At 71.0% G+C, this 25,994-nt stretch carries 23 protein-coding genes and 3 pseudogenes; 7 read left to right on the forward strand and 19 right to left on the reverse strand.

The window, feature by feature from the left end:
• Positions 1–11: 11 nt before the first annotated feature.
• Positions 12–938, reverse strand: coding sequence for a LysR family transcriptional regulator (locus BMG07_RS28485; RefSeq protein WP_198087352.1), 927 nt, complete (start codon positions 936–938; stop codon positions 12–14).
• 75 nt (positions 939–1,013) lie between these two features.
• Here BMG07_RS28485 and BMG07_RS28490 point away from each other — a divergent pair, with 75 nt between their 5' ends.
• The 5 genes and pseudogenes from BMG07_RS28490 (at position 1,014) to BMG07_RS28510 (ending at position 6,027) form a co-directional block, all read left to right on the forward strand.
• Positions 1,014–1,883 carry a CoA ester lyase gene (locus BMG07_RS28490; RefSeq protein ID WP_198087353.1) on the forward strand — a complete coding sequence of 290 codons (870 nt, stop codon included), beginning with the start codon at positions 1,014–1,016 and terminating at the stop codon, positions 1,881–1,883.
• Between the two features lie 53 nt (positions 1,884–1,936).
• A pseudogene (locus tag BMG07_RS28495) lies at positions 1,937–2,925 on the forward strand (tripartite tricarboxylate transporter substrate binding protein).
• Positions 2,926–2,939: 14 nt separating this feature from the next.
• The gene (locus BMG07_RS28500; RefSeq protein ID WP_198087354.1) at positions 2,940–4,148 is read left to right on the forward strand and encodes a CaiB/BaiF CoA-transferase family protein; all 1,209 of its coding nucleotides are present in this window, start codon (positions 2,940–2,942) and stop codon (positions 4,146–4,148) included.
• A gap of 3 nt (positions 4,149–4,151) precedes the next feature.
• Complete coding sequence (locus tag BMG07_RS28505) at positions 4,152–5,033, forward strand: amidohydrolase (protein ID WP_198087355.1); 882 nt, start codon at positions 4,152–4,154, stop codon at positions 5,031–5,033.
• Positions 5,034–5,058: 25 nt separating this feature from the next.
• Complete coding sequence (locus BMG07_RS28510) at positions 5,059–6,027, forward strand: tripartite tricarboxylate transporter substrate binding protein (protein WP_198087356.1); 969 nt, start codon at positions 5,059–5,061, stop codon at positions 6,025–6,027.
• Between the two features lie 19 nt (positions 6,028–6,046).
• Here the strand turns inward: BMG07_RS28510 and BMG07_RS28515 are convergent, their stop codons facing one another.
• From BMG07_RS28515 to BMG07_RS28545, 7 genes and pseudogenes are all read right to left on the reverse strand, one after another.
• Positions 6,047–6,829 (reverse strand): SDR family NAD(P)-dependent oxidoreductase, encoded by a 783-nt coding sequence (locus tag BMG07_RS28515; RefSeq protein ID WP_198087357.1) that lies wholly within the window; start codon positions 6,827–6,829, stop codon positions 6,047–6,049.
• On the reverse strand, positions 6,826–7,617 hold the full coding sequence (locus tag BMG07_RS28520; RefSeq protein ID WP_198087358.1) for an SDR family oxidoreductase: 792 nt from the start codon (positions 7,615–7,617) through the stop codon (positions 6,826–6,828). The genes BMG07_RS28515 and BMG07_RS28520 overlap by 4 nt, the downstream gene beginning before the upstream one ends.
• Positions 7,614–9,005: an aspartate aminotransferase family protein gene (locus BMG07_RS28525; protein ID WP_198087359.1), complete on the reverse strand. Its 1,392-nt coding sequence runs from the start codon at positions 9,003–9,005 to the stop codon at positions 7,614–7,616. Before BMG07_RS28525 ends, BMG07_RS28520 begins: the two co-directional genes overlap by 4 nt.
• A gap of 6 nt (positions 9,006–9,011) precedes the next feature.
• Positions 9,012–9,683 (reverse strand): HAD-IA family hydrolase, encoded by a 672-nt coding sequence (locus tag BMG07_RS28530; RefSeq protein WP_198087360.1) that lies wholly within the window; start codon positions 9,681–9,683, stop codon positions 9,012–9,014.
• Positions 9,680–10,927, reverse strand: coding sequence for a Tm-1-like ATP-binding domain-containing protein (locus BMG07_RS28535; protein ID WP_198087361.1), 1,248 nt, complete (start codon positions 10,925–10,927; stop codon positions 9,680–9,682). Before BMG07_RS28535 ends, BMG07_RS28530 begins: the two co-directional genes overlap by 4 nt.
• A gap of 6 nt (positions 10,928–10,933) precedes the next feature.
• A pseudogene (locus BMG07_RS28540) lies at positions 10,934–12,299 on the reverse strand (aminotransferase class III-fold pyridoxal phosphate-dependent enzyme).
• 17 nt (positions 12,300–12,316) lie between these two features.
• Positions 12,317–13,767, reverse strand: a pseudogene (locus BMG07_RS28545) (NAD-dependent succinate-semialdehyde dehydrogenase).
• 176 nt (positions 13,768–13,943) lie between these two features.
• Here BMG07_RS28545 and BMG07_RS28550 point away from each other — a divergent pair.
• A complete protein-coding gene (locus tag BMG07_RS28550) occupies positions 13,944–14,480 on the forward strand; it encodes a MarR family winged helix-turn-helix transcriptional regulator (protein ID WP_198087362.1) in 537 nt (178 codons plus the stop codon).
• Positions 14,481–14,632: 152 nt separating this feature from the next.
• Entirely contained in the window at positions 14,633–15,607 is a 975-nt protein-coding gene (locus BMG07_RS28555) for a helix-turn-helix domain-containing protein (protein ID WP_198087363.1), read from the forward strand.
• On the opposite strand, the gene BMG07_RS28560 is transcribed toward BMG07_RS28555, so the two are convergent.
• From BMG07_RS28560 to BMG07_RS28600, 11 genes are all read right to left on the reverse strand, one after another.
• Entirely contained in the window at positions 15,556–16,608 is a 1,053-nt protein-coding gene (locus tag BMG07_RS28560) for a branched-chain amino acid ABC transporter permease (RefSeq protein WP_307867108.1), read from the reverse strand. The two genes, BMG07_RS28555 and BMG07_RS28560, sit on opposite strands and share 52 nt — an antisense overlap.
• A complete protein-coding gene (locus tag BMG07_RS42985; protein WP_269759487.1) occupies positions 16,605–16,784 on the reverse strand; it encodes a hypothetical protein in 180 nt (59 codons plus the stop codon). The genes BMG07_RS28560 and BMG07_RS42985 overlap by 4 nt, the downstream gene beginning before the upstream one ends.
• Positions 16,778–17,470 carry a branched-chain amino acid ABC transporter permease gene (locus tag BMG07_RS28565; RefSeq protein WP_269759488.1) on the reverse strand — a complete coding sequence of 231 codons (693 nt, stop codon included), beginning with the start codon at positions 17,468–17,470 and terminating at the stop codon, positions 16,778–16,780. The genes BMG07_RS42985 and BMG07_RS28565 overlap by 7 nt, the downstream gene beginning before the upstream one ends.
• A 7-nt stretch (positions 17,471–17,477) precedes the next feature.
• On the reverse strand, positions 17,478–18,083 hold the full coding sequence (locus BMG07_RS28570; RefSeq protein WP_307867110.1) for an ABC transporter ATP-binding protein: 606 nt from the start codon (positions 18,081–18,083) through the stop codon (positions 17,478–17,480).
• Positions 18,084–18,161: 78 nt separating this feature from the next.
• Positions 18,162–18,899: an ATP-binding cassette domain-containing protein gene (locus tag BMG07_RS28575; protein WP_307867109.1), complete on the reverse strand. Its 738-nt coding sequence runs from the start codon at positions 18,897–18,899 to the stop codon at positions 18,162–18,164.
• Positions 18,896–20,215: an ABC transporter substrate-binding protein gene (locus BMG07_RS28580; protein ID WP_198087364.1), complete on the reverse strand. Its 1,320-nt coding sequence runs from the start codon at positions 20,213–20,215 to the stop codon at positions 18,896–18,898. The genes BMG07_RS28575 and BMG07_RS28580 overlap by 4 nt, the downstream gene beginning before the upstream one ends.
• The gene (locus tag BMG07_RS28585; protein WP_198087365.1) at positions 20,208–21,317 is read right to left on the reverse strand and encodes a GTP-binding protein; all 1,110 of its coding nucleotides are present in this window, start codon (positions 21,315–21,317) and stop codon (positions 20,208–20,210) included. Before BMG07_RS28585 ends, BMG07_RS28580 begins: the two co-directional genes overlap by 8 nt.
• Complete coding sequence (locus BMG07_RS28590; RefSeq protein WP_374221335.1) at positions 21,314–22,372, reverse strand: amidohydrolase; 1,059 nt, start codon at positions 22,370–22,372, stop codon at positions 21,314–21,316. The genes BMG07_RS28585 and BMG07_RS28590 overlap by 4 nt, the downstream gene beginning before the upstream one ends.
• Positions 22,267–22,860, reverse strand: a complete 594-nt coding sequence (locus BMG07_RS45110) for an amidohydrolase family protein (protein ID WP_374221334.1) — start codon at positions 22,858–22,860, stop codon at positions 22,267–22,269. The genes BMG07_RS28590 and BMG07_RS45110 overlap by 106 nt, the downstream gene beginning before the upstream one ends.
• Positions 22,861–23,239: 379 nt before the next feature.
• Positions 23,240–24,475, reverse strand: coding sequence for an MFS transporter (locus BMG07_RS28595; protein WP_198087367.1), 1,236 nt, complete (start codon positions 24,473–24,475; stop codon positions 23,240–23,242).
• A 224-nt stretch (positions 24,476–24,699) separates the two neighbouring features.
• Positions 24,700–25,994: YadA family autotransporter adhesin (locus BMG07_RS28600; protein WP_269759489.1), on the reverse strand; the 1,295-nt coding region annotated here is incomplete at its 5' end.

Raw genomic sequence — 25,994 nt, forward strand, 5'->3', positions numbered from 1 at the left:
TGAGCTCTCGATTATAGCGTGTTTTTTCGAGCGCCCGCCAGTGCGGAAGATCGGCGCGAAACGCCCTTGCCTTCGCTGACCCCTTTCGCGCTGTCGACAAAGCCCTGGATCAGCCTCAGCCGGGGCGACGCGCGCAGCCACAGCACGCCGAAGCGCCGGGTCTCCGAAGGCAGCGGCAGCGCGATCTTGGTCACGCGCTGGCCCTCCAGCAGCGGCGACGCGATGTCGGGCACGATCGACACGCCGAGCCCCCGGTCGACCATCATCGCGATGGCCAGCAGCGAACTGAGCTCGAAGCGCTCCTGCGGCACGATGCCCGCCGCGCGCAGATAGCGGTCGGCCTGCTTGCCGCCGCCCAGGTTGCGGTCGTAGCGGATCAGCGGCGACGTGCGCAGCAGCTCGTGCGGATCGCGCCGCGCAAGGCGGCTGGGCGCGAGCAGCACCAGCGGCTCTTCGCGCAGCAACGACCAGTCGAAGGTCTTCGGAAGCGCGAAGGTCGGGTACAGGCACACGGCCGCGTCGAGTTCGCCCTGCTGCAGCGCCCGGTGCAGCGTGGCGGTCGTGCCCGACTGCAGGAACACCTTGACGCCCGGATGCGTCTTCACGAAGTGCGCGAGGATGTCCGGCAGCAGGCTGTGGATGGCGGTGTTGATGGTGCCCACCAGCAGTTCGCCGCCCGCCGCATCGCTGCCGAGCAGCGCCTTGATGTCGCTGACCTCCCTGAGCAGGTTGCGCGCGCGCTGCACCAGCTGGTGCCCCGCCTCGGTGGGCTGCACCGTGCGGCCGGCGCGCGCGAGCAGCGGCGCGTTGAGTTCGCGCTCCAGCGTGCGGATCTGCTGCGCCACGGCGGCGGGCGTGAGGTCGAGCCGGCGCGCGGCCTCCGACATCGAGCCGGATTCCACCACCAGGAGAAAGCTGTGCAGGTAGGCGGTTTCCATGAAGATAGATTTTCTATCATCTGATCATAGAGAGCATGTGTTTTTCTAAGCTCACAGACTGCCGACACTGCGGGCATGAGAAGCAAACTCTTTGTTCCCGGCACACGCCCCGAGCTGTTCGCCAAGGCGCTGGACAGCGCGGCCGACGGCATTTGTCTCGACCTGGAAGACGCGGTATCCGAAGCCCGCAAGGACGAGGCGCGCGACACCGTTCGCCAGTTGCTGGCGGGCGCCGATGTCGCCGCCACCCGCAAGACGCTGATCGTGCGCGTCAACGCCATGGACACGCCGCACTTCGAGCGTGACGTGGCTGCGGTGGCGCTGCCCGGCGTGCACCTCATCAACCTGCCCAAGCCGCAGAGCGCGGCGCATGTGCGCGCCGCCGCCGAAGCCGTCGAGAAAGCCGAACGCGCCCACGGCGTGGTGGCGCCCATCGGCCTGCTGCTGAACATCGAGGCGCCCGCCGCGCTGCGCATGGCGGCCGAGCTTGCACTCGCGCATCCACGCGTCAAGGGGCTCCAGCTGGGCCTGGGCGACCTGTTCGAGCCCCTGGGCATTGCGCGGCGCGCGCCGCAGGCCATCCAGCAGGCGATGTTCGCGATGCGCATGGCGGCGGGCGAAGCCGGCCTCTATGCCTACGACAGCGCCTTCGCGGACATCCGCGACGCCGAGGGCTTTCGCGCCGAGGCCATGCTGTCGCGCAACCTCGGCTTTCTCGGCAAGACCTGCATCCATCCGAGCCAGGTCGCCATTGCGAACGAGGTGTTCCGCCCCACCGACGAAGAGATCGCGCACGCCCTCAAGGTGGTGGACGCCGCGCGCGAGGCCGACGCCAAGGGCGTGGGCGCCTACGTGGTGGACGGAAAAATGATCGACATCCCCTTCGTGATCCGCGCGCGCGACATCGTCGAGAGCGCGCGCGGACTTGGCCTGCTGCCCGGCTGAACGCAGCGGCGCGCCACACACGGCACCTTACAAAAAACCAGGAGACAAGACACATGCGTATTCCATCGATTTTTCGCCCACGGGCTCTGGCAGCCGTTGCATTGGCCTGCGCCTGCCTGCCGGGCGGCGCGGCGTTCGCGCAGGCGGCCTATCCGGCCAAGGCCATCACGATCGTGGTGCCCTACCCCGCGGGCGGCTCGAACGACACCTTCGCGCGCCAGGTCGCCAAGGAACTCGGCGACGAACTCAAGCAGCCCGTGATCATCGACAACCGGCCCGGCGCGAGCGGCAACACCGGCACCGCGCAGGTCGCGCGCGCCACGCCCGACGGCTACACGCTGGTGGCCGTGTCGTCCAGCATGACCACCAACGCCGCCGTGCAGTCGAAGCTGCCCTTCGACCCGGTGAAGGGCCTTGCGCCCGTGGCCATGTTCGCCAAGGGGCCCTTCATCGTCGCGGTCAACAACGAGTTCCCCGCGAAGACGCCGGCCGAGCTGATCGCCGCCATCAAGGCCAAGCCGGGCCAGTACAACTACGCTTCGTCGGGCTCGGGCAGCGTCAACCAGTTCGGCACCGAGTTGCTCAAGGCCAAGGTGGGCGACCTGCAGATCGCGCACATCCCCTACAAGGGCATGGGCCCGGCCGTGACCGACCTGATCGGCAACCAGACGCAGCTGCTGATCTCCAGCGGCCCGTCGCTGCTGCCGATGGTGCGCGCGGGCAAGCTGCGCGCCGTCGGCATCACGAGCCTGAAGCCCAGCCCCATTGCGCCCGAGCTCACCCCGATGGCGGCCGCGTGCCGGGCTATGAATTCGAACTCTGGTGGGGCCTGCTGGCACCGGCGGGCACGCCGCCCGAGGTGGTCGGCAAGCTCAACCAGGCCGTCAACCAGATCCTGGCCAAGCCCGCGATCGCGGCCAACTTCCTGCGCGAAGGCGCCATTGCATTGCCGCTCACGCCTGCCCAGTTCGGCACCGTGATCGCCGACGACGTGGAACGCTGGAAAAAGCTGGCCAGGCAGCAGAACATCACCGCCGACTGAGAAAGAAAAGACCCATGAGCCTCGCCCCTTCCCACGATGCCGGCCACCCCGCGCCGCTGCCCGCGCGCAGCGGCCCCGCGGGCCCGCTGAGCGGCCTGCGCGTGCTCGACCTGAGCGCCTACATCGCGGGCCCCTACGGCTGCTCGCTGCTGGCCGACCAGGGCGCGGAGGTCATCAAGATCGAGCCGCCCACCGGCGACAACCTGCGCAAGTACCCCTCGACGCTGGAAGCCGAGAGCCGCGCCTTCGTCGGCGTGAACCGCAGCAAGCTCGGCGTGGTGCTCGACCTGAAGAACCCGCGCGACCTGGCCGCGCTGATGACGCTGGTGGCCACCGCCGACGTGCTGGTGCACAACTTCAGGCCCAGCGTACCGCCGCGCCTGGGCATTGCGTACGAGCAGTTGAAGGAACTGAACCCGCGGCTGATCTACTGCGCCGTTACCGGCTACGGCGACACCGGGCCGATGCGCGAGAAGGCCGGCTACGACCAGGTGCTGCAGACCATGACCGGCATGTGCACGCTGCAGGGCCAGCGCGGCGGTCCGCCCGAAATCTTGTACGGCTCGGTGGTCGACTACTACGCGGCCTCGCTGGTGGCCGCGGGCGTGGCCTCGGCGCTGTACGAGCGCGAGAAGAGCGGCGTCGGCCAGTACGTGGGTGTGTCGCTGCTGCGCGCCGCGCTCACCATGCAGTCGGCCCGCATGGTCTGGGCCGAGGGCGAACCCAAGGACGTGGGGCGCGACATGCGCTCGGGCGGCATCACCGGCCTGCACCCCACGCGCGAGGGCCACCTCTACATCTCGGCCAACACGCCGCATTTCTGGCAAGCACTGTGCGCCAAGGTCGGCCTGCCCGAACTCGCGGCCGACGAGCGCTACGACTCGGTGCGCAAGCGCGCACAGCACGCCGCGGAAATCGTGCCCCGGCTGCGCGCCGCGCTGGCCGAGCGCAGCGCGCTCGAGTGGGAAGAACGCTTCGGCGAAGACGTGCCCTGCGCCGCCGCCCGCACCGTGGAGGACATGTTCGACAACCCGCAGGTGCTGGCCGAGGACATGGTGGCGCAGTTCTCACACCCCACGCTGGGCACCTACCGCGGCTTCACGCGGCCCGTGCGCTTCGGCCGCACGCCGGGGCCCGAGCCCTTCGCGGCGCCGACGCTGGGGCAGCACACCCATGCCGTGCTGCCCGCGCGCGCCAAGGGAACGGACCAGGCGTCCGGTTGAGCCATGCACCCCGAGACGGCCTGCCCCAACAGCAGCGGCACCCGCAAGCCGGCCGACAGCGCGCCGGCCGGCGCCTGCGACGCGCACATGCACGTCTACGACCGCCGCTTCGCGCTGCATGCGCCGCCCGATGCCATGGTCGACGATGCCACGGCCGACGACTACCGCCTGCTGCAGCGGCGCATCGGCACGCAGCGCACGGTCGTCGTGCAGCCGCGCGTCCACGGCACCGACAACCGCGTGACGCTGGCGGCCATTCGCGCGCTCGGCGCCGAGTGCACGCGCGGCGTGGCGGTGGTGCGGCCCGAGGTGAGCGAGGCCGAGCTCGCGCAACTGCATGCGGGCGGCATCCGCGGCATCCGGTTCACGCTCTACACGCCGACCCACGCGGCCACCGATTTCTCGATGGTCGAGCCGCTCGCGCACCGCGTGCATGCGCTCGGCTGGCACCTGCAATTGCACTGGAACGCCGACCAGATCGCCGAACACGCAACCCTGCTGGAGCGCCTGCCCTGCCCCATCGTGCTCGACCACCTCGCGCGGCTGCCGTTGCCATTGCCGCAAGCACAGGCGCACCCCGCCTTCGCGGTCGTGTGTCGGCTGCTCGACAACGGCCGCACCTGGATCAAGCTGTCGGGCGCCTACCTCGACTCGAAGCAGGGCGCCGAAGGCGGCTACGCCGACACCGTCGGCCTTGCGCAGGCCTGGGTGCGGCATGCGCACGAACGCCTGGTGTGGGGCAGCGACTGGCCCCACTCCACAGAGCGCGACGCCAAGCCCGACGACGCCCGGCTGTTCGACCTGCTGGGCCGCTGGGTGCCCGACGCGGCCGTGCGCACGCGCGTGCTGGTCGACAACCCGGCGCGGCTCTACGACTTTTCCTGAACCACAAGAACCTCGAGACATCGGCATGAAGAAGACACATCGCGTCCTGAAGACGATCGCGGCGCTGGCCGCCTGCACCGTGCCCCTGCTGGGCTGGGCCGCATGGCCCGAGAAGCCGATCCGCATGGTCGTGCCCTACGCGGCCGGCGGCGGCGCGGACAACACCGCGCGCATCGTCGCGCAGCAAATGAGCGCGGCGCTGGGCCAGCAGATCGTGATCGACAACAAGCCCGGCGCGGGCGGCGTGATCGGCGCCGACAACGTGTCCAAGGCGGCGGGCGACGGCTACACCGTGCTCTACGACGCCTCGGCGTTCTCGGTGAACCCGTCGCTGCGCAAGCTGCCTTTCGACGCCGCGAAAGACTTCATCCCGGTGTCGCTGGTGGCCACCGCGCCGCAGATCCTGGTGGTGCCCGAGAACGCGCCCTACAAGACGGTGGCCGAGTTCCTGGACTTCGCGCGCAAGAACCCCGGCAAGCTGAGCTTCGCATCGGCCGGCGGCGGCACCGGTTCGCACCTGGCGGGCGAGGCGCTGAACGAGCAGGCCAAGGTCAACCTGATGCACGTGCCCTACAAGGGCGGCGCGCCCGCGCTGACCGACCTGATGGGCGGGCAGGTGTCGGCGTACTTCGGCAACGTGGCGTCCACGCTGGGCTACGTCAAGTCCGGCAAGCTGCGCGCGCTGGCCGTGAGCTCGGCCCGACGCGTACCCGGGCTGCCCGACACGCCCACGCTCGCCGAATCGGGCCTGCCGGGCTACAACGTGGTCGAGTGGAACGGCGTGTTCCTGCCGAAGGGCACGCCGGCCGACATCGTGCAGAAGCTCGGCAAGGCCGTGCAGGCGGCGGTCAACGATCCCACGGTGCACCAGAAGCTGCTGCAGCTGGGGCTGGAGCCCGCGGGCAGCACACCCGAGGCCTTCTCGAAGTTCGTGCGGGACGAAACGGGCCGCGTGAGCGCGCTGGTGCGGGCGCGCAACATCCGGGTCGACTGAAAGAAAAGCCGGCGCCGCGTCACACGGCGCGCGCGGAAGCGGGCACGCGCGAGCCGCCGTCCGCCACCAGCGCGATGCCCGTGATGAACGACGACTCGTCGCTCGCCAGGAACAGGCAGGCGTCGGCCATCTCGCCCGGCGTGGCCATGCGCCCCAGCGCGATGCGCTCCACCGTGCGCTCGCGCGCCTGCGCGGCCGTGAGGCCCGTCTTCAACGCCAGGTCGTCCATCTCCTTCGCGGACATCGGCGTGTCGACCCAGCCCGGGCACAGTGCGTTCACGCGCACGCCCCGCGGCCCGTGCGCCTGCGCCGCGGCGCGCGTCAGGGCGACGAGCCCGGCCTTGCTTGCCGCATAGCTCGCGGCATCCGCGCCGGCATTGAACGCCGCCACCGAGGCGATGTTGACGATCGCGCCCGACCGGCGCGCCAGCATGCCCGGCAGCACCGCGCGCATGGCACGCATCGCGCCGCCCAGGTTGATGTCGTGCATGCGCGCCCACTGCGCGTCGTCGATGGTGGCCGCCGTGTCGTTCGCGATGACGCCGGCCGCGTTCACCAGCACGTCGATGCGGCCCTGCGTGGCCAGCGTGGTGCGCACCAGCGACAGGATCTGCGCGTCGTCCCGCACGTCGCACGGCAACGGCTGCAGCCCGGCTTCGCGCAGCAACGGGTCGGGCCGCTCATGCCCCAACCCCGCAGCCACCACCGCCGCCCCTTCGCGCGCGAAGCGCACGGCCACAGCGGCGCCGATGCCGCTGGCCGCGCCCAGCACCAGGGCCACCTTGCCGGCCAGGCGGCTCATGGCTGCTCCTGGAACATGGGGCTTTCCGGCAGCGTGGAGCCGCCGTCGACCACCAGGGTCTGACCGGTGACGTAGCGCGCCGCCTCGCTCGCGAGGAAGCACATGGCGTAGGCGATGTCCTCGGGCCGCCCCAGTTTACCGGCCGGAATGTAGCGCGCGATGCGCGCCGCGCGCGCGGGGTCCGACAGCAGCGAGCCGCCCTGCTTGGCGATGTAGCCGGGCTCCACGCCGTTCACCGTGACATGCCGCCCCGCCAGCTCCAGCGCCGCGCTGCGGATGAAGCCGTTGACGCCCGCCTTGCTCGCCGCGTAGTGCGCGCAGCCGGGCATCGCCACGCGTGGTCCGGTGACCGACGAGGTGACGAGCATGCGCCCGCCGCCGCGCGCCTGCCAGTGCGGCAGCGCGGCCTGCGCGAGCCAGAAGCAGGCCTCGAGGTTGACGGCCAGCGTCTCGCGCAGCGCCGGCTCGCCCAACGCCTCGATGCGGGCCCAGGGGTTGATGGCCGCGTTGTGCACCACGATGTCGAGCGCGCCGAAGCGTTGCACCGCCTCGGCCACCGCCCTTGCCGCCTCTTCGCGCCGGCCGATGTCGACGCCGATGGCCTGCGCCGTGCCGCCCGCCGCGCGGATCGAAGCCGCCACGGCATCGCCGGCCTCGGGCGTGCGGTTGGCGATCAGCACGCGCGCGCCGGCCTGCGCGAACACCGAGGCAATCGCCGCGCCGATGCCGCGCCCGCCCCCCGTGACCAGCGCGACCTTGCCCGTGAGCGCAAAGACTTGCGGCGTCATGCGCACAGCGCCCCCACGAACGCGTCGAACACCGCGTTGTGCCGGTCCACGTCGTCGGTCGCGGTGCCGGGGCAGCACAGCATCATGTTGTGGAAGGGCGTGATCAGCACGCCGCGGTTCATCAGGTACAGGTGCAGCAGGCCCTCGAGCGCGCCGTCGCGAAAGCGCCGCATGTCCGACGCGTTGCGCGGCTCTTCGGCGCAGAACAGCGTCTCGACCCGCGCCCCCACGCGCGCGGCGTGCCACGGCAGGCCGCGCCGCGCGATGCTGTCGTCAACGCCCTGCTGCAGCCGCTGCGACAGCGCCAGCATGCGCTCGAAGGCCTCGTGCGTCAGCACCTGCGACAGCACCGCGCGCATGGCCGCCACCGTGAGCGCGTTGCCGGCCAGTGTGCCCCCGAAGCCCGCGTGCGCGCTCTGGCGCACCGTGGGCGGCACCGGCGGCAGCACCTCCCACACGCGCTCCGCCGTGGCCTGGCTCAGCCCGAACGCCGCCGCCGGCACGCCGCCCGCGATGGCCTTGCCGACCACGAACATGTCGGGCTCCAGCCAGTGCGCGCGGGTGTAGCCGCCCGGCCCGCTGGAGAGCGTGTGCGTCTCGTCGATCACGAGCACGGTGCCGGTCTCGCGCGTCAGGCGCCGCAGCGCCTCGTGAAAGCCGGGCTGCGGCGAGATCATTCCGTAGTTGGTCATGACGGGCTCGGCGAGCACGCACGCCACGTCGCCCGCGCGCAGCGCCGCCGCGAGTGCCGGCACGTCGTTGAACTCGACCACGCGCGACAGCTCCGCATGCGGAAAGGCATTCGGGTGAATGCCGTTGCGCAGCCGCACATCGCCTTCGCTCAGCTCGACGTGGGCCTCCTCCACGCTGCCGTGATAGCAGCCCGAGAACACCAGCACGCGCGGCCGGCCGGTGATCATGCGGGCCAGCCGGATGCAGGCCCGGTTGGCGTCCGACGCCGAGGTCGTGAGGTTCCAGTACGGCAGGCCGAAGCGGCGCTTGAGTTCGTCGCCGACCCACTGCGCATCGCCGGTCGGCAGCATCAGCGAACTGCCCACGCGCGCCTGCCGCGCCAGCGCCTCGACCACGGCGGGATGCCCGTGGCCGCACATGCCGCCGGTGTCGCCCAGGCAGAAGTCGACGTAGTCGTTGCCGTCCACGTCGGAAAAGCGCACGCCGTAGTCGCGCGGCGCGTCCTGCACGTAGATGGGCCAGCCGCCGATCCAGCGGCGCATCCAGTGCGAGGGCGCGCCGTAGAGCCAGCTGCCCTTGCCCTCCTTGTAGAGCGCGCCGGAGCGGGCGTGGGTGGCGGCGTAGCGCGCCTGCTCGGCGCGCATCAGTTCTTCGACGCGCGCGGCGTTCACGGCGGTGTTCGTGGTTTCAGTCATCTGCATTCAGTCCGGGGTTCGATGCGCCATGGGCGCGATGCCAAGGAGGTCGAGCGCGCGGCGGTACGAGGCGGCGGGCTGCTTCACGTCGAAGTGCACCACCTGCATGCCCGCGCGCTCGGCGCCGTCGATGTTGCGGCGCTGGTCGTCCACGAAGACGCAGGCGCCGGGCGGCAGGCCGAGCTGGTCGGTGCACAGCCGGTAGGCCCGCGCATCGGGCTTGAGGATCTTCGTGTGGGTGGCGTCGACCACCACGTCGAAGGCGGCGAGCAGCGGCAGCTGCCTGCGGAAGTCTTCGCCGTAGAACAGGTCGAGCTCGTTCGACAGCACGGCCAGCCGGCATCCCGCAGCCTTGGCGGCCTCGATGGCGGCCACGGCCTCGGGGCGGATCACCGAGGCCACGTCGGCGCCGCGCGCGCGCCGCACGAAGGTTTCCATGCGGTCCCACTCCTCGCCGACCAGGCGGCCGACCTCGCGGGTGCGCGCCATCCAGTAGTCGCGCTCGCTGATGCGGTCGGCTTCCATGTCGCGCCAGAGCGCATCGGCCGCCGGATCGAAGGGCCCGCGCCAACTCAACGTGCCCGGTGCGAGCCCCAGCGCCTGCTCGCTCAGCGCATGCGTCTCGAACAGCGTGCGGCTGATCACGCCGCCAAAGTCCAGCACCAGCGCGCGCTTCATGGGCGGGCTCCGGCGGCGATGAGGCCGTCGCTCACCCACGCGTCGAACACCGCCATCGCGGCATCGGCGAACACGTCGTCGTTGATGTGCGCGTCGAGCTCCACCAACCGCACGTTGGCGGGCGCGCAGGCGCGCATCTCGTCGACGAAGGCGGCCAGGCCTTCAGGGTCGTGCAGCGGCTGGCCGGGGCGGTCCCATTCCTCGATGCCGCCCAGTGGCAGCAGCAGGCAGGTGGGCCCGGTCGCCGCGCCCAGGCGCCGGCCGATGCCGCGCGCCACCTCGCGCCGCATCTCGGGCGCGGTGCTGGCCGAAGCGATGAGGCGGTTGTGCGCATGCTGCGGCCTGTCGGCATAGCGCGCCGGCACGGCCTGCCAGGCCTGGAAGTCGACCATGTCCACCGCGCCGGGCGCCACGATCTGCGGCACGCCCGCGCGCCCCGCGCCCAGCAGGCGGTCGGGCCCGGCCGTCACGCAGGAGCCGGCCACATGGTTGGCCACCTCCTGCAGGCTGAAGTCCATGACCGCGACGAAACCGCGCTGCGCCGCGATCGATTCGAAGGCCCGCCCGCCCATGCCCGTGGTGTGGAACACAGCCAGCTCGTAGCCGCGCGCCTCCAGCGCCGGCTTGAGCCTGCGCATGTAGCGCAGCCCGCTGGTGCCCAGCGAGGTCATGCCGACCAGCGGCCGCTCGCGGCGCGGTACCTCGGCGCCGCGGCACGCGCCGACGACGGCGCCCGCGGCCTGCGCCAGCGACGAGCGGCACAGGCTGTTCAGCCCGTACAGGCCGCCGGCCCACAGCGCCATGATGAGGTCGGGCGCCACGCGCTCGGGCGGAATGAGGTGCGAATACGCAATGGTCGACAGCACCAGCTTGGGCACGCCCAGCGGCAGTGCCTCGGCCACGTCGAGTGCCAGGTCGGTGCCCATGGTGCCGCCCAGCGCGAGCATGCCGTCGATGCGGCCCGCCGCATGCAGTTGCGCCGCGAGCACGCTGGCGCCGCGCGCCATGACGGTCATCGCGCGGTTCTCGTCGCCGCAGTCGCGCACGGCCTCCAGCGCGGTGCCGGCGGCCTCGGCCACGGCGTCGTTGCGGATGTCAGGGGTGCAGCGCCCGGGCGCGAGCACGCCCACGTCCATGAACAGCACCCGGCCGCCGGCCGCGGCAATGCGCTCGCGGATGAACAGCAGCTCGTCGCTCTTGGTGTCGGCCGTGCCGATGAGCAGGATGGTCGGTGTCGCGCGCATCTCGCCTCACTGCGCGCCGGCCTGCACTTCGGCGAACGACGCCTCCAGAATGTCGACGAGATGGTCGACCTCCTCGCGCGTGATCACCAGCGGCGGCGACAGAATCATGTTCGGTCCCGAGATGCGCACCATCGCGCCGCGCCGGTAGGCCGCCCGCGCCACGCGCGCCGGAATGTCGCTGCCGCGCGGCTGCGGAATGCGCGCGCCTTGTCCGCCACCATCTCGATGCCCGCCATGAGCCCGAGCCCGCGCACGTCGCCCACCAGCGCGAAGCGCTCGACGAAGCCGCGCAGCCGCTGCTGGAAATGCGCGCCCACCTCGCCACGTGGCCGGGAATGTCCAGCGCCTCGATCTCGTCGAAAGTGGCCAGCGCCGCGGCCGCGGCCACCGGGTGCGCGCTGTAGGTGTAGCCGTGCGCCACGGTGCCCGCACCGCTGGCGTCGGCCTCGAACACCTCGGCCACCTTGCGGCCGATGGCCGTCGCGCCCAGCGGCACGTAGCCCGACGAGATGCCCTTGGCCAGGCACCAGATGTCGGCGTTGACGCCCCACAGCCGCGTGCCGAACAGCTGCCCGCTGCGCCCGAAGCCGGTGACCACCTCGTCGGCGATGAGCAGCACGCCGTGGCGCTCGCAGATCTCGCGCACGCGCGGCCAGTAGTTGGGCGGCGGCACGATCACGCCGCCCGAACCCTGGATGGGCTCGGCAATGAAAGCGGCCACGCTGTCGGGCCCCTGGAACTGGATCTCGCGCTCCAGCAGGTTGGCGCAAATTTCGCCGAGCTCATGCGGGTCCTGGCTGTAGGGGTTGTGATAGAGCCAGGGCGTGTCGATCACCGAGCAGCCGCCGAGCAGCGGCTCGTAGGGCCGGCGAAAGCTGGTGCTGCCGTTGACCGAGATGCCGCCGAAATGCACGCCGTGGTAGCCCTGCTTGAGGCTCACGAACTTGGTGCGGTCGTGCTGGCCGCGCAGGCGGTGGTACTGGCGCGCGAGCTTGAGCGCGCTTTCCACCGCGTCGGAGCCGCCGTTGCTGAACATCACGGCGCTCACCTGCTCGGGCGCCATCATGCCGACCAGCCGCTTCGACAGCTCGATGGCGCGCACGTGCGTGGTGCCGCGAAAGGTGTTGTAGAAGGGCAGCTCGTCGAGCTGCGCCACGATCGCGTCGCGCACGCGGCGGTTGCTGTGGCCCAGGTTGGAGCACCACAGGCCGCCCACGCCGTCGATCATCCTGTGGCCGTCGACGTCCCAGATCCAGCAGCCCTCGCCGCGCGCGATGATGTCGGGCCGGTCGGCTTCCATGGCCCGCGGATGGGCCATGGGGTGCCAGATGAATTTTGCGTTGTCGTGCTTGAGCGTGTCGATGGATGTCATGGAAATGCTTCGCTTCTTCAGTTCGGTGTGCCGACGATGACTGTCTTGATTTCTGTGTAGGCCAGCAGGCCCTCGGCGCCCATCTCGTGCCCGTGGCCGCTTTCCTTCCAGCCGCCGAAGGGCATCTCGGGCTGCGAGACGCCGAAGTGGTTGATGCCGACCATGCCGGCCTCGATCTCCTCGCCCAGCCGGTGCGCCACCTGCAGGTCGCGCGTGAAGGCGTAGGCGCCCAACCCGTAGCGCGAGTCGTTGGCCCTGGCGATGGCGTCGTCCAGCGCATCGAACGGCTCGATGGTGGCAATGGGGCCGAAGGGTTCCTCGCGCGCCAGCAGGCAACCGGGCGGCACGTCGGTGAAGGCCGTGGCCTCGAAGAAAAACCCGGCCGCGCGATGCGATGGCCGCCGCACAGCAGGCGCGCGCCCTGCGCGCATGCGTCGTCGACAAAGCGCTCCATGTCCTCGATGCGCCGCGCATGGGCCAGCGGGCCCATCTGCGTCTGCGCGTCGAGCCCCGGGCCGATGCGCAGCGCCGACGCGGCCCGTGCAAAGCCCGCGGCCCAGTCGTCGAAGTGGCGCCGATGCACGTAGAAGCGGATCGGCGACGCGCACACCTGGCCCGCGTTGCGGTACTTGGCAAGCACCGCGCTCTTGAGCGAGAAGCCGAAGTCGGCGTCTTCGCAGACGATCACCGGCGCATGCCCGCCCAGCTCCGGCGTGTAGCGCTTCACGCCTTGCGCGGCCAGCACGCCGAGCTGCTTGCCCACCGCGACCGAGCCGGTGAACGACACCTTGCGTATCGCCTCATGGCCGATGAGAAACGACGACACCCGCGCCGGGTCTCCGCACACGAGGTTGACGGCGTCAGGCGGCACGCCGGCGTCGAGCAGCGCCTGCACCAGCGCAATGCAGGTGCCCGGCGTTTCTTCCGCGGGCTTGACGACCACGCTGCAGCCGGCGGCCAGTGCGCTGCCCAGCTTGCGTGCCGGCAGGTTCATCGGAAAGTTCCACGGCGTGAACGCGGCCACCGGCCCCACCGGCTGGCGCGTCACGGTCTGGCTCAGGATGCCGGGCACGCGCGGCGGCACGGTGCGGCCGTAGAGCCGCTTGGCCTCCTCCGCCTGGAAGTCGATGATGTCGGCCGACAGCACGACCTCGCGCAGCGCTTCGGCCAGCGGCTTGCCCTGTTCCAGCGTGAGCGTTCGCGCAATCGAAGGTGCGCGCTCGCGCAGCAGTTCGGCGGCGCGGCGTAGCACGCCGAAGCGCTCGTGCGCGCTGCGTTTGCGCCACTGCGCGAAGCCGCGCCGCGCCGACTCGGCGGCGGCCTGCAGCTCGCTCGCGCCGGCCAGTGGCAGCTGCGCGAGCGTCGATCCGTCGGCCGGATTGACCACGGCGCGCTCGCCGCCCGAAGCCTGCGAGAGCCATCGGCCGGCGACATGCAGGGCGGGAGGCGGATACTGGAAGTCGTTCATGCAATGGGTGTCGGTGTGTGACGTGGCTAGTCTCTCCAGCGGGGCACCGGACCGTTATCGAAAACGCGCACGATTGAAGTGCGGCATGCACACGCGGCGCTTGATGCGTCCGTTCATGCGAGGCGCGTCGATATACTTTTTCGCGCGACAGGCGCGTTCACACACGGAGTCGATGCATGCCCCGCACCACCGTCCCTCGCCAGGCTTCCGCGCCCAGGAAGCGCAAGCTGCCCACGCGACGCCCCGCACCGGCATTCGACCTCGAGGCCTTCCTGCCCTTCCAGCTGTCGGTGGTGGCCAACCGGCTGAGCCAGTCGGTCGGGCGCGCGATCTCGCAGCGCTTCTCGCTGCAGATTCCGGAGTGGCGCATCGTGGTGGTGCTCGGCAAGTACGGGCCGCTGTCGGCCCTGGAGATCGCGCGCAAGACCAGCATGGACAAGGCCCGCGTGAGCCGCGCGCAGCACCGGCTGGTCGACCTCGGGCTGGCGAACATGCAGCCCGACGAGGGTGATCGCCGCAAGGTCATCGTGTCGCTGGGGCCGCAGGGCCTTCGCATCTACCGCGAGATGGTGCCGCTGGCGGTTGAAACGGCACGGCAATTGCTTGCCGGCATCACGCCGCAGCGGCTCGAATTTCTGGAGGACATCATGGGCGACCTGTTCGCCAGCACCGCGGGGTTCGAGCCCGACGGCAGCGACGAAGAACCCGCCTGAACGCCTGCCACAGCCCTTGCGCAACAGACACGGCAGCGGCGACAGCGGGTAAACACGAGCCCGAATTCGTTGTCGATGAAACTAATATCAGTGGAGCGGGCCGGTCGAACGCTACCGGCTGTCTCTGCGGAATGGCATCCATGGTCCCTGCAATGCAGTCCCCTCGCCTCGCGCCGGCCCATGGCCAGGCCTGGGGCCACTTCGTCGAAACCGACGACATCGACGCGCACGCCGCCTCGCAGCCCGACTGGGTCTTGCGCTACGAGCAACTCTCGGCCGGCAGCTTCCATGGCGCGGTGCGCCACCTGCAATTGCCCGGCCTGCGGCTGGTGCACGAAAGCGCGAGCCAGGCCATGCGCCAGCGCGGTCAGCTCGGGCAAGGCCGCTACGGCTTCGCAATGGCGCTGGACCTGCCCGAGGCCGCGTTCTTCAACGGCCAGCGGCTCGATGCCGATGCCGTCATGGCCGGCCGCGCCGACGACCTCGACCTGTGCAGCCCGGCGCTGTTCAGCATGATCGGCGTGGTGGTCAACGCCGACCTGCTCAACCCGCTGTGGGAACGCATCTACCAGACACCGCTGGCCCCCTGGCTCGACAAGCAGACCGTGCTGCCGGTGCCCGCCGACACCGCGCGCACGCTGAAGGCGCTGCACCTGGGCGCGCTGGCCACGCTGGGCACGCCGATGGCGCCCAGTGCCGCGCTGACGCAGCTGCGCGACGCCGTGCTGATGGAGTGGATCGAGGCACTGCCCGCGGAGGTCAACACGACGGACCTGAAGACCTCGGCCGCGCGCAAGCGCGTGGTCGACCGCGCCTGCGACCTGATGCTCTCGCAGACCGACGAGCCGCTGTCGATCCTGCAGCTGTGCAGCCGCATCGGCGCGAGCCGCCGCAAGCTGAACTACTGCTTCCAGGACGTGCTGGGCATCACGCCCGTGAAGTACCTGCGCGCCGTGCGGCTCAACGGCGTGCGCCGCGAACTCAAGGCCGTGCAGGACATGCGCACCGGCGTGCAGGACGTCGCGGCGCGCTGGGGCTTCTGGCACCTGGGCCAGTTCTCGCTGGACTACAAGCGTCAGTTCGGCGAGCTGCCCTCGGCCACGCTGCGCACCGCGCGCGGCGGCTGAAGCTCGCCTGATGGCATCGCCGCTGACGTCGGCGGCACGCGCCGCACCGACAGGCCGCGCCAGCCCCAACGCGCCTGCAGCGTGCCCCACAGGCCACGCGGCGCGAGCACGCTGACCACCATCGCCACCGCGCCCATGCCGATCAGGTACCAGCCGCCCGGCAGCCCCAGCCAGGTGGCCAGCAGCTCGCGCAACGCGAACCAGATCAGCACGCCGATCACCGGCCCTTCGATGGTGCCGACGCCGCCGATGAGCGTGGCGAACATCATCATCACGACCCAGTTCACGTCGAAGGCGGAATCGGGCGAGACGAACATCGCGCCCATGTAGTAGGCCGCGCCGGCCAGCGCGCAGCCGAAGCCCGAGGCGACGAAGGCCGGAAAGCGCACGCGCCACACGTCCACGCCCACGCTGCGCGCGGCCAGTTCGTTGTCGCGCACGGTCATGAGCGCCAGGCCCAGGCGCGAGCGCATGAGCGCGTACACGCCGACCAGCGCGCCGATGCCGATGGCGCAGGCCAGCCAGAAGGCGACCGACTGGAAGGACTCCGGGTCCGCCACGTTCGACAGGTCGAGCGCGCGCCCCGAGGTGGAGCCCAGCGCCTTGGTCTTCGACACCACGAGGTAGACGATCTCGGAGAACACCCACAGGCCGATCGAGAAGTGCGCCTCGCGCAGGCGGAACAAGGCCGGCGCCATCAGCGCGGCGGCGGCGGCGCCCGCGAGCCCGGCCAGTGGCAAGGCCCAGTACGGCGGCAGCGACAGCCGCTGCGAGGCCTCGAAGAGCGTGTAGGCCCCCACGCCCACGAACAGCTGGTGGCCCAGCGAGAACAGCCCCGTGTAGCCGGCGAGCAGGTTCCACATCTGCGCCATGCAGATGGCCAGCAGGATCTCGGCGCACAGGCGCAACGCGCCCGCATCGGCAAAGCTCGGCGCCAGCGCCGCCATGCCCGCGAGCACCACGGCGGCCAGGCAGGCGGCCAGCGCCTTGCCCCCGCTCACCGGCGTGCTCCCGCCAGACCCCTGGGCAACAGCACCAGCGTGAGCACGAACAGCAGGTGCGCATACAGCGAGCCCGCGTTGGAATCGAGCTTCTGCCCCACCAGCTGCGCAATGCCCAGCGCGATGCCGCCGAGCAGCGCGCCCCAGAACGAGCCGAGCCCGCCGATGATCACCACCTCGAGGCCACCAGCATGCGTTCGGCGCCCGAGAACGGCGTGAACGACGTGCGCTGCGCGAGCAGGAAGCCCGCCACCGCAGCAAAGGCCAGCGACAGCCCCATCACCTTGTTGAACACCCGCCCCGGCGCCACGCCCATGAGCCGTGCCACGCGCGGTGCGTCGGCCGTTGCGCGCACCACGCGGCCGAACTCGGTGCGGTGCAAGAGCCACTGCAGCCCGCCGAAGAGCGCCACGCCCAGGCCGAGCACCAGCAGCGGGTACACGCCGATGCGCAGGCCCATGACGTCGAAGCCCGCGCTGGTGAGCGCGCCGCCGTCGATGGCGCGCGAGTCCGCGCCGAACAGCTCGACCATCACGTTGCGCAGGATCACCGAGAGGCCGAAGGTCAGCATCAGCGGCGTGAGCGGGTCGCCCGTGCGCACCGCGAAATTCACGACACCGGCCTGCAGCAGCCAGCCCGCCGCATAACCGGCCAGCGCCACCGGCACCACCATCAGCCACGGCGGCACCTGCGGCATCGAGGCCACCAGAAACACGCCCAGGTAGGCCCCCATCACGATGAACTCCCCGTGCGAGAGATTCACCACGCGCATCACGCCGAACACCAGCGCCAGCCCGAGCCCGAACAGGCCGTAGAGCCCGCCGAGCAACGCACCGTTGACCACCGTCGATACCCAGTCCATGGTTTCTTCACTCCCCGAAATATGCGGCGGCAATGCGCTGGTGCGACACGCCCGCCACGGCGCCCGCCAGGGTGACGCGGCCCTTGAGCAGGCACAGCATGCTGTCGGACACGGCGCAGGCGCGCGCCACGTCCTGCTCGACCAGCACGATGGCCATGCCGTCGGCGCGGATGCGCTCGAAGGCGCGGTAGATTTCCTCGACCACCAGCGGCGCGAGGCCCAGCGAGAGCTCGTCGCACAGCAGCAGCCGCGGGTTGGACATCAGCGCGCGCCCCACCGCCACCATCTGCTGCTGGCCGCCCGACAGGCTGGTCGCGGGCCGCTGGCTCAGGCCGCGCAGCATGGGGAACAGCGCATACACCGAGGCCAGGTTCCACGGACCGCCGCGCCGCGTGAGCGCGCCCATGCGCAGGTTCTCTTCCACGGTGAGCGAGGGAAACAGCAGGCGGCCCTCGGGCACCATCGCGATGCCGAGCGCGGCGATGCGCTCGGCCGGCATGCCGCCCAGCGCGCGGCCGTCGAAGCGCACGCTGCCGGCGCGCGCCGGCAGCAGGCCGACGATGGCGTTCAGCAGCGTCGACTTGCCCGCGCCGTTGGCGCCGATCAGCGCCAGCGCTCGCCGCCGGCGACCGCGAGCGACACGCCGAACACCGCCTGCAGGTCGCCGTGGAACACGTCGAGCGTGTCGATTTCAAGCAGCGGCATCGGCGGGTATTCCCATGTAGATCTCCTGCACCACGGCGCTTTCCATGGCCGCGTGCGGCGTGTCCTCGAGCAGCTTGCGGCCGAAGTGCAGCACCAGCACGCGGTCGGCCACCGCCTTGAGCGCATGCGCGATGTGCTCGATCCAGATCACCGCATACGAGCGCTTGAGCTCCAGCACCAGTTCCACCATCGCCTGCACCTCGCGCTCGGTGAGGCCGCCGGCCACTTCGTCGAGCAGCAGCAGCCGCGGATGGCCCGCGATGCCCTTGGCCACTTCGAGCCGCTTGCGGTCCAGCAGCGGCAGCGCGCCGGCGGCCGTGGCCCAGTGCCCCTTCAAGCCGCTGCGCTCCAGCGCCGCCATGGCCGATTCGGCCGCGGCCGCGCCATGCAGCCCTGCACCGAAGGTGGCGGCGGCCAGCACGTTCTCGTAGACCGTGAGGTTCGCGAAGGGCTGCGGGATCTGGAACGCGCGCGCGATGCCCAGCCGCGCGCGGCGGTGCGCCGGCAGGCCCACCAGCTCGTGCCCGTCCAGCCGGATGCTGCCGCGGTCGGGCGACGCCACGCCGGTGAGCAGGTTGAAGAGCGAGCTCTTGCCCGCGCCGTTCGGCCCGATCACGCCCAGGCATTCGCCGTGCGCCAGCGAGAAGCCCACGTCGTCGGCCACCACGATCTCGCCGTAGGCCTTGCACAGGCCGCTGACCGCCAGCACCATGGCGCCGCTCACTTCAGCTGCGACAGCAGCTTGAGTTCGCCGTCCACCGGAATGTGCCGGGCGGTCGGGTTGCCCACCACCTGCAGTTCGAACGGAAAGCGCGAGCCGTCGGCCGCGCGGCGCCACTGGCCGCCGACCAGCGCGGTCTTGGCCACGCTCTTGATCGGGCTGTTCTTGAAGTCGACCTTGCCGATGATGGTGTCCAGCGACATGCCGCGGATGGCGTCGCGCACCGACTTGCGGTCCAGCGGGTCGGCCGCGCCCTTCAGCGCCGCGATGCCGGTCTCCCACAGCGCGTGGGCGTAGCCCAGCGGCTGCGTCCACTGGTTGCCGGTGGACTTCTCCCAGTCGGCGGCGAACTCCCTGGCCGACTGGCCGGTGAGCGAGGACTTGAACGGAAAGGCCGGCGTCCACCAGACCTCGGTCGACATGCCGTTGCCCGCGCTGCCCAGCGCCTTCAGCGCGCTCGGGAACAGGAAGGCCGCGGCCATGGTGCAGGCCTCGGGCCGGTAGCCCGCCTGCTGCGCCTGCTTCCAGAAGGTGGCGAAGTTGCTCTCGAACATGAAGCCGGTGGCGATCTGCGCGTTCTTCGCCTTGAAGGCCGCGACCTGGTTGGAGAAGTCGTCGGTGGCGATCTTGAAGAAGCCGGCCGGCACCTCCTGGTAGCCCGCGCCGCGCAGGCCCGGCGGCATGCCGCGCTGCGGGTCGGCAAAAGCCTGGCCCGGCGGGTTGTCGATGAACAGCGTGCCCACGGTCTTGTTGGTCTTGATGCTGTCCCACATCGAGACGAAGTTCTTCACCACGTCGTCGGCGCCCCAGAAGAAGGTGAAGGAAAACGGAAAGCCCTTCTCGACCGTGCCGTTGCGCGAGAACAAGAAGGCCTGCCACGGCGCCATGGTGCAGATCATCGGGATGCCGTGCACGTCGCACAGCTGGCCGGCGGGCGCGGACGCGTCGCCGTCCTGCACCAGCATCAGGTCGACCTTGTCGCGCAGCACGAGGTCGCTGGCGACCTGCTGGGAACGGTTGGGGTCGGACTGGTTGTCCTTCATGACGATCTCGACCGCGTGGCGCTTGCCGTTGATCTCCAGGCCGTTCTTGAGCATGTCGCGCATGCGCGCGAGGTGCCATTCGTCGGCCACGCCGAACGGTGCGCGCACGCCCGACAGCGCGGTGATGTAGCCGATCTTGATGGGCCGCGACTGCGCCAGCGCGAAGCCGGGAAAGGCCACCGCCGCGGCCGCCAGCGCCATCGAGCGGCGGCGCCCCAGGTCGACGGATGCGGCGCTGCCGGACAGGGACAGGGGGGCTCGTGCGGTGTCAGTCATGGTGAAGCGCTCCGTGGGGTGTGAGGGGCTGCGCGGCGGGCAGGCGCACGCCGGCGAATTGCTGGAAGGTGCGCGCGATCTCGTCGTACGCGATGTCGCGCGTGATGAACACGAGACGCGTGCGGCGGTCGGCCGACGGCCACGCCGGCAGCCGGCGCGGCGGGTGGAACACGTGCTGCACGCCGTGCACCACCAGCGGCTCGTCGGGCCGCTCGGCCACCTGCACCAGGCCCTTCACGCGCAGCAGCTTCTCGCCGCGCATGACGGCCATCAGGTCGAGCCAGTGAAGGAACGCGGCCTCCTGCAGCGGCGCGTCGAGCACGATGCAGTGCGCGCGAATGTGGTCGTCGTGGCGGTTCACGTCGTGGTGATGGTGATGATGGTCATGCGAATGGTCATGCGCATGCCGGTGCCCGGCGCGGTGCGCCTCCTGCGCCAGCCACGCGCGCACGTCGGCCGACTTCAGCAACGGGTCGCATTGCTCGGCGCCCAGCACGTCGCCCGACACCACGTCGCCGTCGATCACGCAGCTGATGCGCGCGGTGGGGTTGAGCGCCACCAGCCGCGCCGCCAGCGCGTCGACGGCGGCGGCGGTCACGAGGTCGGTCTTGGTCAGCAGCAGGCGGTCGGCCACGGCGGCCTGCTTCACGGCCTCGGCATGGTGGTCGAGCGTGGCCGCGCCGTTGACGGCGTCCACCGTGGTCACCACGCCGTCCAAGCGGTAGCGCGGCGTGACGGCGGGGTCGACCATCAGGGTGTGCAGCACCGGCGCCGGATCGGCCAGGCCCGTGGTCTCGATGACGACGCGCGCGAACGCCGCGATCTCGCCGCGCTCGCGGCGCGCGTCGAGGTCGCGCAGCGTGTCGATCAGGTCGCCGCGCACGGTGCAGCACAGGCAGCCGCTGTTGAGCACGCGCAGGTTCTCGCCCACCTGCTCGACCAGCAGGTGGTCGATGCCGATCTCGCCGAACTCGTTGATGATCACCGCCGTGTCGGCCAGCTCGGGCCGGTGCAGCAGGTGGTTGAGCACCGTGGTCTTGCCGCTGCCGAGAAAGCCGGTCAGCAGGGTCACGGGAATGCGCGGGTCCACGGCGTTCGTCATGCTTCGGCCTCGTGGACGACAACGCCTTCGAAGTAGGTTGCGAGCACGCGCGTGGCCGCCAGTTCTTCGCTCGGGATGCGGAACAGGTGCCGGTCGAGCACGATCAGGTCGGCTGACTTGCCCACCTCGAGCGAGCCGGTCTCGTGGGCCATGCCCATCGCGCGCGCCGGGTTCAGCGTGTAGGCCTGCAGCACCGTGGCCAGGTCGAGCGCCTGCTCGGGCCACAGCGCGCCGGGGAACATGCCCGTGGGGTCGCGCCGCGTGACCATGCCCTGGATGCCGACCCACGGGTTGGGGTCGGACACCACGGGCCAGTCGGAGCCGCCTGCGATGAGCGCGCCCGACTCGTGCAGGTCGCGGTTGGGCCAGAAGCGGTCGACGCGCTTTTCCGGCACGGTGGTGCGGATCGCCTCCACGATGACGCCAGGAAACCAGAGCATCGGCGACAGGTCGGCCGCCACGTTGAGCGCGGCGAAGCGCGGCACATCGGCCGGGTCGATGAAGCTCGCATGCGCGATCTGGTGCAGCAGCCCCGGCCCGTTGAAGCTGCGCACCACCTCTACCGCGTCGAGCGCCGAGCGCACCGCGCCGTCGCCCGCGCAGTGGATCTTGACGGCGATGCCGCGCGCCTCGCAGTCGGCCAGCGCGCGCGCCAGTTGCGGCACCGTCAGCGTGGTGCTGCCGCGAAAGCAGCAGCCGTGCAGCGTGTCGGGCAGGTAGGGCTCCAGCATGGCCGAGGTGCGCGAGGTCGGCACGCCGTCGAGGAACACCTTGCCGGCATCGGGGCGGAAGTGCCGCGTGCGGTAGCTGTCGCGCAGCGCGAACAGGGTCTCGCCCCATTCACCCGGCGCCAGCGCGGCCTCGACCACCGGCAGCGAGCCGACCACCCACGCGGTGAGCCGGCCCGCGTCGTCGAGCGCCTTGATCGCGTTCATCACCGAGCGCGTGGTCAGGGCCTCCTGCGAGCCGGTGATGCCGCAGGCGTTGAGCCGCCGGATCGCGTGCGCGCCGGCATCGAAGTCGCGTTGCGGCGACAGCGCCATCGCCTTGCCCACGGCGATTTCCGCGAGCGCCGAAGCGGACTCCATGAGCAGCCCGGTCGCTCGCCGGTGGCGGGGTCGCGCACGATCTCGCCGTTGAGCGGGTCGGGCGTGCCGGCGTCGATGCCGGCCAGGCGCAGGGCCGCGGTGCTGACCCAGCGGTTGTGGTGGGAGTCGTCGCGCAGCATCACCGGCCGTCCGCCGGCGGCTTCGTCGAGCAGCGTGCGCGCTTCTCTCGTGAGTTCGCCGAACAGGCCGCTGCCCCAGATGCCGCCGACGATCCAGCCGTCGGCGGGCTCCTTGGCCGCGGCCTCGCGCACGCGCTCCAGCACTTGCGCCAGGGACAGCGTGGGCGCGAAGTTCGTCTCGTACAGCTCCGCCTGGCCCGCCCACAGGAAGTGGTTGTGCACGTCGATGATGCCGGGCATGACCATGCGGCCCCGCAGGTCGACAGTGCGGGTGGCGCTCGGCACGGCGGCGCGTGCCTCGTCCTCGGTGCCCACGGCGACGATGCGGCCGTCGCGGACCGCGAGCGCGTCGGCCCAGGGCGCGCGGGGTCCATGGTGTAGATGGCGCCATTGCGCAGCAACAGCGTGGTGCCGGCGGCGGCGGAAGCTTCTGTCATTCGCGGTTCACTTTCGGGGAAAGGGTGCGGGATCGGCTCGGCAACGAACGTCCTGCGTTGGCCGTGACCGAAGACTAGGGTTCGCGGTGCCCCGGGCGTTATCAAAATTCGGCAATCTTTGCCGCAGGGGCCCGGGCGCCATCGCGCCGCGAAGGCGTCAGGCGCGGCCGAGCCCCCGGCGCGCGGCGCCTGAAGCGCGCGCGCGGATGCCGGACAAGGCGCCCGGCCGTGTGCGGTGGTTCAAGCCGCGGGGGCGGCTATTTGGTCGGCCTTGGCACGGCGCCGTGGGCCTTGCCGCTTCGCGGCAGCCAGTACGCCAGCGTTCCCGCGGCGGCAAAGGCGATGAGCCCGGTCACGGCGATGCCTGCGGCCAGCGACAGGCTGGCGGCCAGGAAGGACAGCAATGCGGGGCCGCATGAAGACCCGATGTCGGACATCAGGCGCCACACGCCGAGGAAGTGCGCGCGCCCGTGGCGGGGCGAGTGGTCGGCGCCGATCGTCATGATCATTCCCGAGCCGATGCCGTTGCCGAAACCGATGGCCAGCGCCGCGAGCAGCAGCGTGAAGACGCCGGTCGTCAGCGGCATGAGCAGCATCGCCGCTCCCATGATCAGCATCGAGGGCACCGCGACCCAGCGCCTGCCCTTCTGGTCCATCACCTTGCCGGCCGGATAGAACACCAGCATGTCGATGCCGCCGGCCAGGCCGTAGATCAGCGAGGCCACCGACGGCGCCAGCGCGAGGTGGTCGGCCCACAGCGGAATCACGGCCTGGCGCGACGCGCGCACCGCGCTCACCAGCACCACGCCGATGCCCAGCGTGAGGAACACATGCCGGTAGTCGCGCAGGGTGGAGACGATGGTCGGCGCGGCGGGCGGCTCCTGCCCGTGCGGCACGGGCGGCGCCTCCAGGTCGGGAATGCGCGCGCCGAGCGCCGCCGCCCCCAGCACCGCCACGATGCCGAGGACGTAGGCCGCCGGCAGCCCGAACGCATGCACCGCGCCCGCCGCGAGAAAAGGCCCCGCGAACATGCCGATGCGCATGACGCCGCCCAGCGTCGACAACGCGCGCGCCCGGTATTCGACGGGCACGGCCTCGGTCATGTAGCTCTGCCGCGCAAGGTTGTAGACCGACTGCGACATGCCCACCATGAAGCAGCCCGCGGCGAACAGGCCCAGGTGCGAGGTCCACACGCACAGGGCCATGCCCAGGCCGCTCCAGATGCCCGCCGCGACGATCGCCCAGCGCTCGCCCCAGCGCATGGTGATCAGCGAGGCGGGGATGTTGTTGAACAGCGAACCGATGCCGATCAGCGCGACCATCAAGGCGGCGATGGGCACCGAGGCGCCCAGCTCGCGCGCGGTGAGCGGCACGATGGGCAGGATGGCGCCCTCGCCCAGGCCGAACAGCAGGGACGGTCCGAACGCGGGGATGGCGATGCGCCGCAGGGAGAACGAAGACGAGGGGGTCGGGGCGGTGGGCGGGGAGGACATGCGCGGAGAGGGGCGAGTTGGTGGCCTCGGCCCTGCAGGGCGCTTGAAGGCCTGGGGATTCTCCTGCTGATGGGGGATGTCTGCACGGGGGCGGGATTGGGGCGACTTTCTGCATGCGCCAAAAGGCAAAAAGCCCGCTATCCATTTGATAACGGGCTTTCAGTGACCGGCGACCGGCGACAGCTATCGAACTTTCTGCTTTGGCAGAGGCGCCATGCGTCCCCTCACCATGCATACCCCGCCTGCACCCGCGCCGCCACTCGGCTCCCGTTCCCGCTGCTCGTTGCCGTCGAGAGCCCTGCGCCCAGGTTCAGGTTGTCGTTGACCTGATAGCCGAAGGCGATGCCCACGCCAGACGCGCCCGCGTAGTTGCCGACGGCCGCGCCCACCCACTTCCTGCCTGTCGGCAGCATCGGCATCGACGGCATGGCCAGCGCCGCCGCGACGCCCTGCGCGGCGAAAGCGTTGGCCTGGCTGGTCGCGTTGGCCACGACCTGCTGCAGCTGGTTGACGTTGACGGCATCAGTGCCCAGCACGCCGGGGGCGACATTCGTGATGCCGCGCAACTGGTTGGTGGCGGCGTTGCCCACCGACACCGTGTTGTCGCGATCGGCCACCGAGCCCTGGCCCAGCGCCACCGCGTTGTTGCCGCTGGCCAGCGTGTTGGCGCCCAGCGCGACGGCGTTGTTGCCGCTGGCGATGGCGTTGTTGCCCACGGCGGTGGTGGGATCGGCCAGCGCCTTCGCGCCCGCGCCGATGGCGACCGAGCCCGCGTGATCGGCCCGCGCGCCGTTACCCACGGCCACGGTGTTGTCTCCGTTGGCCTGCGCATTGGTGCCCATCGAGGTGCTGCCCGCGCCGCTCGCGCCAGCGCCCGGGCCGCAGGCCACGGAGCCGCCCGCGTTCACCGCGCACACGCCGCTGGACAGGGCCTGGTTCATCAGCGCCTGCAGCGCGTTGACCTGCTGCACGGTGAAGTTGTTCGCGGTGGTGACGGCCGTCTGCTGTGCCTGCTGTACCTGGCCGACGTTGGCCGCGTCGGTGCTGGCCTGTCCGGCGGCCACGTTGCTGATGGTGGTGCCCGCGCCGCCGTTGGCGTTGAGCTGCAGCGAGGTGCCGCCCGCGCCGTACTGAGCCGAGTTCTGCGCTAGGCCCAGGGCCGTGTTGGACGTCTGCTGCACCGTGTAGAGCTGGCTGCCGTTGATGGCATCGGTGCTGGTGGCGTTCACCGCGCCCGCGCTGACGTTGACGAGCATGCGCGTCTGGCCCGCCGAGCCGAAGGAAACGGTGTTCGCCGCCGTGGCGACCGCGTTGGCGCCGATGGCCACGCTGTTGGTCGCGCCGCTCGCGACCTGGCTGCCGGAGCCGACGGCCACACCGCCCGTGGCCAGCGCCGATGCGCCGGCCGATCCGTTGTACGCGCCGCCGATCGCAGTGCTGCCGTTGCCCGACGCCACCGCGCCCTGAGTGGTGCCCGAGGCGCTGCCGAGAGCGATGGCCGAGGTGCCCGACGCCTGGG

It is taken from the genome of Variovorax sp. E3, from assembly GCF_016082275.1.
Classification (GTDB): domain Bacteria; phylum Pseudomonadota; class Gammaproteobacteria; order Burkholderiales; family Burkholderiaceae_C; genus Variovorax.